This window comes from Rosistilla ulvae (assembly GCF_007741475.1).
Taxonomy (GTDB): domain Bacteria; phylum Planctomycetota; class Planctomycetia; order Pirellulales; family Pirellulaceae; genus Rosistilla; species Rosistilla ulvae.
In genome coordinates this window covers 1,953,325-1,965,989 of record NZ_CP036261.1, presented here as the reverse complement: position 1 = coordinate 1,965,989, position 12,665 = coordinate 1,953,325, and the positions used below count along the sequence as shown (strand labels likewise).

The 12,665-nt window shown below is 57.4% G+C and carries 11 protein-coding genes; 9 read left to right on the top strand and 2 right to left on the bottom strand.

The window, feature by feature from the left end:
• The first annotated feature begins 135 nt into the window (after window positions 1-135).
• From EC9_RS07125 to EC9_RS07110, 4 genes are all read left to right on the top strand, one after another.
• Window positions 136-1,437, top strand: coding sequence for a WD40 repeat domain-containing protein (locus tag EC9_RS07125; RefSeq protein ID WP_145343593.1), 1,302 nt, complete (start codon window positions 136-138; stop codon window positions 1,435-1,437).
• 68 nt (window positions 1,438-1,505) lie between these two features.
• Window positions 1,506-2,447 carry a PSP1 domain-containing protein gene (locus EC9_RS07120; protein ID WP_218934650.1) on the top strand — a complete coding sequence of 314 codons (942 nt, stop codon included), beginning with the start codon at window positions 1,506-1,508 and terminating at the stop codon, window positions 2,445-2,447.
• Window positions 2,444-2,851: a Minf_1886 family protein gene (locus EC9_RS07115; RefSeq protein WP_145119074.1), complete on the top strand. Its 408-nt coding sequence runs from the start codon at window positions 2,444-2,446 to the stop codon at window positions 2,849-2,851. The genes EC9_RS07120 and EC9_RS07115 overlap by 4 nt, the downstream gene beginning before the upstream one ends.
• Window positions 2,852-2,915: 64 nt before the next feature.
• Entirely contained in the window at window positions 2,916-3,662 is a 747-nt protein-coding gene (locus EC9_RS07110) for a class I SAM-dependent methyltransferase (RefSeq protein ID WP_145119072.1), read from the top strand.
• Here the strand turns inward: EC9_RS07110 and hemL are convergent.
• Window positions 3,659-4,984, bottom strand: coding sequence for a glutamate-1-semialdehyde 2,1-aminomutase (gene hemL / locus EC9_RS07105; RefSeq protein ID WP_145343591.1), 1,326 nt, complete (start codon window positions 4,982-4,984; stop codon window positions 3,659-3,661). The two genes, EC9_RS07110 and hemL, sit on opposite strands and share 4 nt — an antisense overlap.
• A gap of 152 nt (window positions 4,985-5,136) precedes the next feature.
• Between hemL and truB the strand changes: the two genes are divergently transcribed.
• Window positions 5,137-6,024, top strand: a complete 888-nt coding sequence (gene truB, locus EC9_RS07100) for a tRNA pseudouridine(55) synthase TruB (RefSeq protein WP_218934649.1) — start codon at window positions 5,137-5,139, stop codon at window positions 6,022-6,024.
• A 97-nt stretch (window positions 6,025-6,121) separates the two neighbouring features.
• A complete protein-coding gene (locus EC9_RS07095; protein ID WP_246105998.1) occupies window positions 6,122-6,820 on the top strand; it encodes a hypothetical protein in 699 nt (232 codons plus the stop codon).
• A gap of 88 nt (window positions 6,821-6,908) precedes the next feature.
• Here the strand turns inward: EC9_RS07095 and EC9_RS07090 are convergent, their stop codons facing one another.
• Window positions 6,909-8,045, bottom strand: coding sequence for a sensor histidine kinase (locus EC9_RS07090; protein ID WP_145343587.1), 1,137 nt, complete (start codon window positions 8,043-8,045; stop codon window positions 6,909-6,911).
• A 722-nt stretch (window positions 8,046-8,767) separates the two neighbouring features.
• Between EC9_RS07090 and EC9_RS07085 the strand changes: the two genes are divergently transcribed.
• The 3 genes from EC9_RS07085 to EC9_RS07075 all read left to right on the top strand — a co-directional run bounded on the left by EC9_RS07085 (window position 8,768) and on the right by EC9_RS07075 (window position 12,640).
• Window positions 8,768-9,589, top strand: coding sequence for a glycosyltransferase (locus EC9_RS07085; protein WP_145343585.1), 822 nt, complete (start codon window positions 8,768-8,770; stop codon window positions 9,587-9,589).
• Between the two features lie 156 nt (window positions 9,590-9,745).
• Window positions 9,746-11,173, top strand: a complete 1,428-nt coding sequence (locus EC9_RS07080) for a DUF1501 domain-containing protein (RefSeq protein WP_145343583.1) — start codon at window positions 9,746-9,748, stop codon at window positions 11,171-11,173.
• A 408-nt stretch (window positions 11,174-11,581) separates the two neighbouring features.
• Window positions 11,582-12,640: a galactose-1-phosphate uridylyltransferase gene (locus EC9_RS07075; protein ID WP_218934648.1), complete on the top strand. Its 1,059-nt coding sequence runs from the start codon at window positions 11,582-11,584 to the stop codon at window positions 12,638-12,640.
• Window positions 12,641-12,665 lie beyond the last annotated feature (25 nt).

Here is a 12,665-nt window from a genome sequence, read left to right as displayed (position 1 = left end):
CGTTCTGCCCACCTCTCCGCTATCCGACCCGATCGGCGAGTCCCGACGCGATCCTTCCCGATCGCCCGGCACCAGCTAACCCCAAAATCGGGTCGATGCGAAAACTTGATTGACAACTTTGGAGATTCCCTGCCCATGATAGATCCATTTGCCAAGACGATCCGCACCAACTGGTTCGCCAGCCTGTCGCTCGCCGCCGTGCTGAGCTTCGCCTCGCCGTTGTTCGCCGACGACGAACCGACAAAGCCTGCCGCCAAGGAACAGCCCCCCGCCGCGGAAGCTAAACCGGAAGCTAAACCGGAAGCCAAACCGGAAGCCAAACCGGAAGCCAAACCGGAAGCCAAGCCAGAAGCCAAGCCAGAAGCCAAGCCAGAAGCCAAGCCAGAAGCCAAGCCAGAAGCCAAGCCAGAACCGAAGCCAGAACCGAAGCCAGAACCGAAGCCAGAACCGAAGCCAGAACCGAAGCCAGAACCGAAGCCAGAACCGAAGCCAGAACCGAAGCCAGAACCGAAGCCAGAGGCTAAGTCGGAACCGACTTGGCCGCATCGTTGGGTGACAGCGGTTTCGACGAACGCCGGCCGCGTCTGTGCGGCTGCCGCTGATGGGCTACTGTTGCGGGAAGCAAATGTCGTGGCGGTAAACCCCGCCGATCTCACCGGCAGCGAGACGCTTTACACGCATCCCGCTAGCGTCTGGGCAGTCGCAGTGGCTCCCGACGGCGCGTCGGTTGCTAGCACAGATTACAAGGGCAACCTCGGCATTTATCGTTTTGAAGGCGAGCAGTTGACGATGAAAGAAGCTGTCTTCGAACGCTGGACGCGGGCCTTGGCTTTTGCTCCCGACGGCAGCGTTTTGGTGGCGGCTAACGAAGCGGGCAAAGTGTTCGTTTACGACGTCGCAAAAGGGGAAGTCATCCAAAGTGTCGAGCTGGGTGGCCAGCAGATTTATTCGCTTGCTTTCTCGGCTGACGGAAAGTTGTTGGCAGCGGGAGATGGCGCCGGAAGCGTCCACCTGCTGAAGCTGGCGGGACTGGAAACCGTCAAGAAAGTTGCCTGTGGCGAAGCACCGATTTGGGCGGTTTGCTTCTCTGCAAACGACAAACAAATGTTTGCTGGCGGATCGGACAGGAAGCTGCGGCGGATCGAAGTCGATGGGGAAGCGGAACCCACCGTGTTGGGCCAGGCATCGGATTGGATCACCGCGATCGACTGCAATCCTGGCGCATCCCAGATAGCCGTGGGATCGATGGATGGTACGATGTCTACAAGCGATGGAAGCAACTTTGAAAAGATCGGCAAGGTTCCCAGCGGGATCTGGTCGGTTGCATTTGCCGACGGCAAGCTGCTGGCAGCGACGCGGAAGCACATGATTGCCAGCTTTGTTCCATCCTGGAAGTCGGGTTACACCGCGCCAGATATCGCGGAATTGAAAAAGTAGCGTGGGAGCCGCCAACGCCCCAACTGCGAGTTTTTTGACCTGACAATGATTGCTTGAGTTCACGCCCCATGTCGACTGCGCCCCCAACCGACGAAACCAAAGCGTCTCCCATGAAATACGTGGTGCGATGCGGTTCGTTGCGCACGCTACACGTGGCGACTTCGAAATCAAGCTTTCATTACGGCGAGAAAGTCATCGTGCGGACCGACCGCGGAATGGAGACCGGCGAGGTCTTGGTCGAAGCGACCGAACATACGCTGTCGCACATGACCAACCCTCCCGGTGGCCAGATCCTACGCTCGTTGAGCGGCGATGACGTCAACGACCTCAGCCACATCTCGGACCAGGGTCGCAAGGAGTTCGACGCTTGCAAACGCCATATCCACCGCCTCGGTCTGGATATGAAACTTGTCGACATCGAACATCTCTTTGGCGGCGAGCGGGTTGTCGTGTATTACTTGGCCGACAAACGTGTCGACTTTCGCCAATTGGTCCGCGACCTCGCATCGGAATTTCAGACGCGGGTCGAGATGCGTCAGATCGGCGTCCGCGACGAAGCCAAACTGCTTGCCGACTATGGCGATTGCGGCAAACCGGTCTGCTGCAACACGCACCTTTCGGCGATGCCACCGGTTTCGATGCGGATGGCCAAACTGCAAAAAGCGACGCTCGATCCGTCAAAAATTTCGGGCCGTTGCGGACGACTGAAGTGTTGCCTGCGGTACGAATTTGATACCTACGAAGAAATGCAGCGAGAGCTGCCACCGCCGGGAGCCCAGGTGCTCACCCGCGATGGCAAAGCGACGGTGATCTTCCAAGAAATTTTGGCTCAACAATTGTTGGTCCAGACCGAGGATAATCGCCGAGTACTGATTGACGTTTCCGACGTCTTATCGGTTGTCCAAAAGAAACCTGCCGGCGACAACCGATCGTCCTCCAAGAGCAAGAAAAAGCAGAACTCCAAGAATCTTGATACGCCTTCCAAAGCGGAGGGAGAAGAGAATTTATGAACACTGGAATACGTGCATTTGCCGATCTGTTGGAACATGACCAGCGCTTCAAATTTGAAGCCTATCAGTTTGTTCGCGAATCGCTTTCGTATGCCCACGATGTCTTGCGAGTCAGCGACGACCCGGCGTTCAGCGACGAAGAGAGTCGGCATTTGACGGGCCAACAGTTGTGCGAAGCCTGCCGCCGCTATGCTCTGGAACAATACGGCTTCCTCGCCAAATTGGTGCTCAACGATTGGGGCATCTACACGACCAGCGACCTTGGCGAGATCGTCTACAATCTGATTCGGATCGAACAGATGCGGAAGAGCGATTCGGATCGCCGCGAAGACTTCGACGACGTCTTTGTCTTCGAGACGGCGTTCGAACCCGAATTCGAATCGCTGTCGACAGGCCAGGTCTAACCTGCACAGGTCAGCTCGCCACGTCGACGTTTTTTATCAACCAAAGGACTTGCGGGTGAACATCATGACCAACCTTCGTTTGTTCCTCGCAGCCTCGCTGATCTGCGTCCCCGCGTTTGTTTCGGCCCAACAAGCAAGCGGCCAGGCAACCCAATATCTAGGACGCGTGATCGCCCAGACGATGTCGTATCACGGCGCCCCGTGGTTGATTCGTCCCGATCGCAACAAAGAGGAAAACACCGATCTGGTGATGCAGCAATTGCAGCTGCGTGAAGGGATGACGGCATGCGATCTCGGCTGCGGCAACGGCTACTACACGCTCAAGATGGCCCGCCAGATCGGCGAATCGGGAAAGGTCTTGGCGGTCGACATCCAGCCCGAAATGCTGAACCTACTGAAAGCCAGAGCCCAGCAGGATGGACACGATAACGTCGTCCCGATCCTTGGCGAAATCGACGATCCGAATCTTCCCGAGGGAGAGATCGACCTGCTGCTGTTGGTCGACGTCTATCACGAGTTCTCGCACCCCGAACCGATGCTCAAATCGATTCGCAACTCGCTGACCGATACCGGTGTTATCGCGTTGCTGGAATACCGCATGGAAGATCCCACGGTCCCGATCAAACGCTTGCACAAGATGTCCAAGACGCAGATCTTACGCGAATACGCGGCCAACGATTTGAAACTGGTCCGCGAGTTCAACGGACTTCCGTGGCAGCATCTGATGTTCTTCGCCCGCAGCGATTCCTCGCTGCCGGAAATTAAAGCGACGCGGTGGACCAAGTCGAACCGCGACGACGCCGATCGCTAAGCGCTCGCGGCGATTTCCTGCAACACTTCTTTCGCCGCCGCGATCGTTTCGTCGATCATCGCTTCGGTGTGTGTTTCCGACAGGAACATCGCTTCGAATTGACTGCACGGCGGATAGACGCCGCGGCGAATCAGACCCCAGAAAAATGCAGCGTACTGCTGACGATCGTTGCGGTCGGATTGCTCCCAATTTGTGACGGGCGAACCGTTGAAGAAGAGCGTCAACATGCTGCCAACCTGCTGAACTTGATGCGGCAGCCCCGCCGCTTCGGCTGCCTGTCCCAAACCGTTGGCCAACTGCGTGCCGATCTTTTCCAAGTATTCATAAGGCGGTTGAGCCTTCAAACGCTTCAACGTCGCGTTGCCAGCCGCCACGGCGACCGGGTTGCCGCTGAGCGTACCAGCTTGGAAAACCTTACCCGCTGGCAAAACTTGATCCATGATCTCGCGACGGCCACCGTAGGCCCCAAGCGGCATCCCACCGCCGACGATCTTGCCCAGCGTCGTCATGTCGGGCGTCACGCCGTAGCGTTGCTGAGCGCCACCAAAGGCGACTCGAAAGCCGGTCATCACCTCATCGAAGATCAACACCGATCCGTCCCGCGCCGTGATGTCGCGGAGGCCTTGCAAATATCCATCGTTCGGTGGCACACATCCCATGTTGCCGACAACCGGTTCCAAGATCACCGCGGCGATCTGGCCGGGGTGCGCGGCAAACGCAGCTTCTACCGCCGCCAGGTCGTTGTGCGGCAGAACGATCGTGTCGCCACCGGCTCCCTTGGTCACACCTGGCGAATCGGGAACGCCCAGCGTCGCCGCGGCGCTTCCGGCGGAGACCAACAGGCTGTCGACGTGGCCGTGGTAGTTGCCCGCGAACTTGACGATCTTCTCCCGTCCGGTGTAACCTCGAGCGACGCGGATCGCACTCATCGTCGCTTCGGTTCCCGAATTGACGAGCCGCACTTTGTCGATGCTCGGAACCGCTTCGATGATCCGTTCGGCCAACTCCGATTCGGCTTCCGTCGGTGCCCCGTAACTGGTCCCTCGCAAAATAGCTGCCTGAATCGCAGCGACAACTTCCGGATTCTGATGCCCCAAAATCATGGGGCCCCAGGAACCGATGTAGTCCAAATAGCGACGGCCATCGACATCGTACAGATAGGGCCCTTTGGCCGATTCGATGAACAACGGCGTTCCGCCGACAGCACCAAAAGCGCGGGCCGGGCTGTTGACCCCGCCGGGCATCAACTGACACGCGCGCTCAAAGGCGGCTACACTGTTCGGGCCTACGGCGGTGATGGCTTTCGCTTGGGATTCTGGCATGGTTCTGTTGGGAAAGAGCTTCGATTGCAGGAGATCGCGGCGACTCAAACGGGACGAGCCGGACGCGTGCCGACCCACCATCTTAAACCAATTCAATCAGGATGTTCAGGCGTCCTGCTGGCAATCTCTTCGACAGCGGTAACCATAGATTCATGTTCGGAATTTTGAACGTCAACAAACCCAAAGGGATCACTTCTCGGGCGGCCGTGAATCGCGTTTATCGCGCCGTCAAGCCGAACAAGGCGGGGCATGCCGGGACGCTCGACCCGCTGGCTCACGGAGTCCTATTGGTGCCGATCGGCAGCGCGTCGCGATTGGTTCCCTATCTCCATCTGCTCCCCAAACGCTACCTAGCTTCCTTTGAACTGGGGATGTCGAGCGCATCGGACGACTCCGAAACCGAAGTCACCGAGCACCCCGAACTGCCGGCTCCTTCGCGGGTCGATCTGGAACAAGCCTGTGCCGAGATGCAAGGGGAAATCCTGCAGCGACCGCCGGCCTACTCAGCCATCAAAGTCGAAGGCAAGCGAGCCTACAAGATGGCCCGCCAAGGCAACTTGTTAGAGCTGCCGAAACGGCCGGTGCAAATCGACCGGATCACGCTCCTGCACTACGAGTTCCCCGAACTGGTTCTGGAGATCGATTGCGGATCGGGAACCTACATCCGCAGTATCGGACGCGACTTGGCTCAGAGCCTCGGAACCGAAGCGATCATGACGGCGCTGGCTCGCACGGCGATCGGGCCTTTCAAACTCCAAGACGCAACCTCGATCGACAACCTCACCGCCGAAGCGGCCCGCGCCGCCTTGCAGCCCGCCGCTCGCGGCGTCATGCACATGGCCCAAACGATCCTCGACGACGACGAAGTGACGGAGATTATCAACGGTCGGATGATCCCATTCCGCGCGTTGGGGGCAGGATTCATCAACGATCCACAGGAGATCGCGGCGTTGGACCAGGCGGGACGCTTGCGAGCGATCTTGCATTCGCGCGATGGCGGACTGGGTCCAAAACGTGTTTTTCCCGCTTCGATGGATTAAGATCATGGACAATTCCGCGGATCGGAACGGAAGCATCTCGCTGAACCGCTCCGGCGCGGCCCTCAACAAACTCAAGCAACCCAACGGGACCAACTCGATGAAATCTGTCTTTCGGAAAACCTGCAAACTACTGACCATCGCTGCACTGTTGAGCCACACCGGACTTGTGGTCTCGTCGATTCAAGCCGAAGAACTTCCAGTCGTTTTCCAAGACGACTTTGAAAACGGCGTCCAACGCTGGCAACCGACCGACGCCGCGAAGTGGAAGGTCACCAAGCAAGCCGACGGTTCGAACGCCTATCATCTGCTGGGCAAAAGCGATTACCAACCGCCGCATCGCAGTCCACACAGCATCTCGTTGATCAAGGATCTCGTCGTCGGCGATTTTGAATTGACAGCGCGGGTGCAAACGCTGCAGACATCGCGCGGGCATCGCGACATGTGCATCTTCTTCGGATACCAAGACCCTGCCAATTTTTATTACGTTCACCTGGGGCAGGAGACCGATCCGCACGCCAATCAGATTTTCATCGTCAACGATGCGCCGCGGGTTGCGATCAGCGAATCGACCAACGCGGGAACGCCTTGGAAGGACGGCACCTGGCACCAAGTGAAGGTCGTCCGCCGAGTTGCCGATGGATTGATCGAGATCTATTTCGACGACATGGACAAACCGCAGATGGTCACGCATAACCGCGAATTCCAGTTCGGCCAGATCGGACTCGGATCGTTTGACGACCTTGGCTTGTGGGACGACGTGGTCGTGCGTGGCACGCTGGCGACCGAAACACGGTAACCACGCCGAAGGGATCGAATCAATCGATCGGTTACAGCGCCGCCCAGCCCGGGGCGGCGTTTTCCCTCGACAACATCGAAACCGCGATTCATTTCGATCGATCGCGTGAATCCTTATCCGGCGCGTCGATTGGCAGCACGATCAAAAAGCTGGTCCCACCGGTCGCCGGTGGTTCGATTTCTATCCAGCCGTCGTGAGCTTCAACGATCCGCCGGCAGATCGATAACCCCAATCCTGTCCCTTTGGACTTCGTTGTGTAGAAGGGTTCAAAGGCTTGCTGGATGCCATCGTTGGCGACCCCAGGTCCGTTATCTCGAACCGTAATCTTTTGCGCCCGCCGCCCCTTCCAGTGCGCGTCGGTTGTCGCGATGTGCAACAGCGTCTTGTCGTGGCAAGCGTCGAGTGCGTTTTCCATCAGATTGCGAAAGACCTGTTCCATGCGGACCGGATCAATCCAACACTCGCCATCGGAAACATCCAACGTCAATTCGGCATCCGTCCAACCTTCGCGCCCCTGCAAGCTGGCCCAACCGTCTTGGATCACTTTGCCAAGTGAAGCTGGCTCGCGCGCCAGATGCATCGGTGCGCTGAACTCCTGCAATTCTTGAAACAGATTCCACAAACAATGGTTTGCCTCTTCGATCGATCGCAAATCTTTCAACCGTTGCTCAGGAGTGCCTTCGTTGACCCGCAACAAATCGAGATGCGTCTGAATCCGCTGCAGTGCGTTGCGGCTCTCGTGCGCGACCGAGGCAACGGCCAATCCGATCGATGCCAAACGCTCCGACAAAAGCACTCGCTGGCGAGCGTCGCCGGCGGGGTTCACCAAGGCCATTAACTCGTTCAGCGAATTTTTGGTATCGAAACTCGGACTGCTCCCCGACGCCTTTTGAGAGAGCGCATCGAGCGAACTTTTCATATCGGTGTTGCTTGTCGCAACGATGCATGTGGTATCGGGACTCAACCGGGCCAGCAAGCCATCAGCGGTTCCCGAGGGAAAATCGCGATCGAGGATGACAACCGAATACGCTCGAAGATCGTGCTGCATCAGTTTCCAGACAACCGCCGGAACGTCGGCCCCCTGCGTTTTGTCGAGCCCCAAAAGATCGTAGGTATCAAGACGTGATTCGTTCGGATGCTGAATCACAAACGCTCGCTGCGTAAGCTGGGCGCCGTCGCCTTCATTCCGCGTGACGAGCAAGATGTTGTCTTCGCGTGGATGCATCTCACTCCTCCCTTGTACAATCAGGCGACTACATGACGCCTTGTTATAATGCGCACCTAAATGTTGCGGCTCCAGCTGCGAGCATCGCCTGGCGTAGAAACTGACAATCGCGACTCGACTTTTTTAACTCCAACGCCAAGCCAAATGAGCCACACCACGGACCTTCAAACTCTTCTTTAACGCCACCCCCACGCCACCACGGCGGGCGTCATTCTGCCACAAAACGGGGCGTAACACACCCCACCACGGCATTAGAGCCAGGGCAAGTCACTTTTTCAAACGGGTGCGTCTCTGGAAATATGAACCCAACGCGCAAGCGAGGAATTCTCACTGTTCCTCGCCTACGCGTCGGGTTACCAATAATGCGCTGGCTCAAACAGTGATTTGCCTTGGCATTAGTGCCTTCTCGATTAAAAATCTGCCGCAGGCATGCGAAGATCCCCTGCGCCCTAATGAAAGTCTAGCGAAGCAACCCACCACCTCCAATCTTTCACCACGCGGTCGGGTTCGCGCTCTCATCCTCCTGCCGTCCCCCCGGGGGATCGCGTTTGGCAATCGAACTCAGAGTGCGGCGTCGCGTTGGAATCTTCGATCGCTGAATTTTACCCCTGACGATCGAAAATTTGCCAGTACAATAGGTAGACAAGTGTACTGCCCAGGTTTTTCGGGGTGTGATCTTTTAAAGCATATTCCCTGACGGGAAAACGAGGAAGCGCCGACCTATGAACGTTCAGTCAGATTCACCATCGCTTCCGTCCGAAGACAAACAGCGAGCGTCTCTGTCGCCTCCTTCGTACCCAAAATCGAAGGTATTTGTCGTGTTGCCGGCGTTTAACGAAGAACAGGCGCTCGGTTCGTTGTTGAACAATCTGGGCGAAGCGTTCGCCGACAACGGCTGGCCCTATGAGGTGATTGTTGTCGACGATGGCAGCGGCGATGCGACAGCCGACGTCGCCAGCCAGTACGGTTTCCAGATGCCGATTCATTTGCTCAAGCATCCCCAAAACCAAGGATTGGGACCAACTTTGCGGGATGGTTTACGCGAGGCGGCGGAATTGGCGACGGCTCGCGATGTGATTTTGACGATGGATGCCGATAATACGCATCCTGCCGGTTTGATCGATTCGATGGTCCGTCGCATCAAAGAGGGAAGCGACATCGTGATCGCATCGCGTTTCCGCGACGGCGCCCAGGTCGTGGGCGTCCCCTGGAACCGGCTGTTCCTAAGCGTTGGTGCCCGGATGTTGTTCTCGATGGTCTTCCCGACCAAGGGGGTCCGCGATTACACCTCGGGATACCGCGCCTACCGTGCCGAAGCAATCCAGGCAGGCTTCGCTTGTTTCGGCGACGATTTGGTCAGCGAAACCGGATTTTCCTGCATGGCCGACGTGCTTCTTAAACTCCGTTCGCTCGATCGCGTCTTTAGCGAGGTGCCGCTGATCCTGAGATACGATCAAAAAGAGGGGGTCAGCAAGATGAAGGTCATGCGGACGGCAATCCTAACCCTGAAACTGTTGGCACGGCATCGAATCGCTGGCGTTTAAGAGTTGCCGCGTGACCCCAGACGTGCAACAATTACGACCCTAAGGTACGTATCGAGCAATTAAAACCGATTGCCGTTGCGTTACTGCCCCTAAGGCCCACCCACAACCGAAAACGAAAGTGGTCCCCTTTCGAATCCATAACGATTGGTATCTTCGATGAGCTGCAACAACATCATTCGCCCCGATTCGCGTCGCAAGTTCCTTCAAACGGCGGGCTCAGGTTTTGGTGCGCTGGCGTTTTCGGCACTCACTGGGCAAGCGTTGCTGCCCGAACGCAGCGTCTCGGCTGCGGCTGCGAAGATCCCTCATTATCTCGGTCGCGCCAAAAGCGTGATCTGGTTGTTCATGGAGGGTGGTCCGAGTCATCTGGATCTGTTCGACCCCAAGCCGTTGCTGAACGAACTGGCTGGGCAGAGCTTGCCCGAGAGCTTCGACAAGCCGGTCACGGCGATGGGCGAAGTCAATTCACCGTTGCTGGAATCGAAGCGGAAGTGGGCGCAACACGGCGAGAGCGGGTTGTGGATCTCCGATTGGTTGCCAAAGCACAGCGAGATCGCCGACGATCTGTGCGTGATCCGGTCGTGCGTTTCCGACGGCATCAACCATGCCGGTGGCGTATCGCAAATGAATACCGGGTCGGTCTTTGGCGGTCGCCCCTCGCTGGGCGCATGGGTCTCGTACGGCCTGGGAACCGAAAACGAAAACCTGCCAGGGTTTGTTGTCATCAAAGATACCAAATCGATGGTCGTCAATGGCGTCCGCGCCTGGGGCGCGGGATTCATGCCAGCATCTTACCAAGGGGTGCTGTTCGAATCGGGCGAACAACCGATCGCCAACCTGAACCGCCCGCCGGGAATGTCCGAATCGCGGCAATTGCAAAAGCTGGCGTTCCTGAACGAACTAAATCAACAGCATTACGCATCGCGGCAATCCAACACCGACCTGGAAGCAAGAATCCGCAGCTACGAATTAGCCTATCGCATGCAATCGTCAGCTCCCGAAGCGATCGATCTAGCGGATGAACCGCAGGAGACGCTGGAACTGTACGGCATGGACCGCAAGGAGACGAAGACCTTTGGGCGGCAATGCTTGATGGCTCGTCGACTGGCCGAACGAGGAGTCCGGTTCATCCAGTTGTATCATGGTGCGGGCAGCAAATGGGACAGCCATTCCAAGATGGAATCCAACCACTCGCGATTGTGCAACGCGGTCGATCAACCGATCGTCGGTTTGATCAAAGACCTCAAACAGCGCGGCCTGCTCGATGAGACGTTGGTCATCTGGGGCGGTGAATTTGGTCGCACACCGATGAGCGAAAAGGGCGACGGACGCGATCACAATCCGACCGGCTTCACGATGTGGATGGCTGGCGGTGGCGTTCGCGGCGGGCAAACTATCGGGGCGACCGACGAATTGGGATTGTTTGCGATCGAGGACAAACTGCACGTCCACGACATTCACGCCACGACCCTACGGCTGATGGGACTCGACCACACCAAGGTCGTTTACATGCACAAGGGACGCCCCGAACGAATCGATCAGAACGAAGGGCATGTCCACAAGGGCATCGTTTCCCCAAGCTAGTCGAGCTTGCGTAGCGAGGGGCGACAGCGAGCAGATCCCCACCGCAAAGCACCACCAAACGGACCCCATCGCCCCGCTGCAACACATCCCCGGGTCGATACGACCGAAACCATTGTTGCGATTGGAGCGGCGGGGCGTCTGTGTTCAGGCATGCCGCAGGCGATCGAGATCGCCTTGCAGGACCTCGCGGACTCCGCTGCTTACGAAAGCTTTTCCTGATCGGCACGAGCCAACAATTTTCGCCACATCCCACCAAATTGATCTGCCGGAAATGCTTCTCGCGACGGACAAATTGCTGTAAGCTATGGGTCTTTGAGTCGAGGCTTGGGCGAGTCTAAATGCTTCCCCTTCCCTGTTGCCTTGACATGTTCGTGTATGGAATGGACTCCGCCATGCAGGTGCGCACTGATGAGCGAAGTTCGACGCGATCCTTTAACCGATGCTTGGGTGATCGTTGCGCCCAACCGTGACCATCGTCCCGACGAAATGGTCGAAGCTCAATTGTCTGGCAGCACGGTGATCGCTTGTCCGTTTTGTGCTGGCAACGAACAACTGACACCCGATCCCACCTTCACCATCCTCGACGACGAGGACGATCCCGAAAGCTGGTCGGTCCGCGTTGTGCCCAACAAGTATCCTGCCGTGAAATCATGCAACGGCCAGGTCTCTCCCGAAGCTTTGGTTCACAGCCAGGCCTTTGAGGCGTTTGCATTGACCGGCGGGCACGAGGTGTTTATCGAATCGCCGCTGCATGTTTACAGCCTTACCGAACTGAGCGAATCGCGGATGATCGACGTCTTTTCGGCCTACCTGAATCGGATGCGTTACTGGCGTGAACGCGACGATGTCGATTATCACATCCTGTTCAAAAACGTTGGTGCCGCCGCCGGAGCTTCGCTGCGTCACACGCACAGCCAATTGATTGCGACCAGTGTGATGCCCGGTTCGATCAGCGCCCTGATGTCCCGATTGGGAGAGCACCATGGAAAGACCGGCGAGTGCCTGGTTTGCAGCATGTCGGGCGAAGAGCAGACCAGTGGAATGCGGATCATCGCGACGACCGAGCACTTCGTTGCCATGTGCCCCTTCGCCAGCCGCGTCCCCTACCTGATGCGGTTGATTCCTCGCAATCATCAAGACTCATTTGAAGCGATCGAACAGCCGCAATTGGTCGATCTGGCGATGCTCGTGCGGAAGTTGCTGAAACTGGTCGAAAGCATCCTCACACCGGCAGCCTACAACTTCATCATCCACACCCGGCCGACAGCGTTTCACGATACTGCGGCGTTCCATTGGTGGATGGAGATCTTTCCCCGAGTCACCAAACTCGCCGGCTTTGAATGGGGTTCGGATTGTTACATCAACCCGGTTCTCCCCGAAGCCGCAGCCACGCACTTGCGGAGCCTGTCGCGACAATTGGAACGCGGATCGAAAAAGGGAGCGAAGAAAAAACCGTTTGCCAGCTGAAGCCGTCGGCGATGCCATTCCCTAC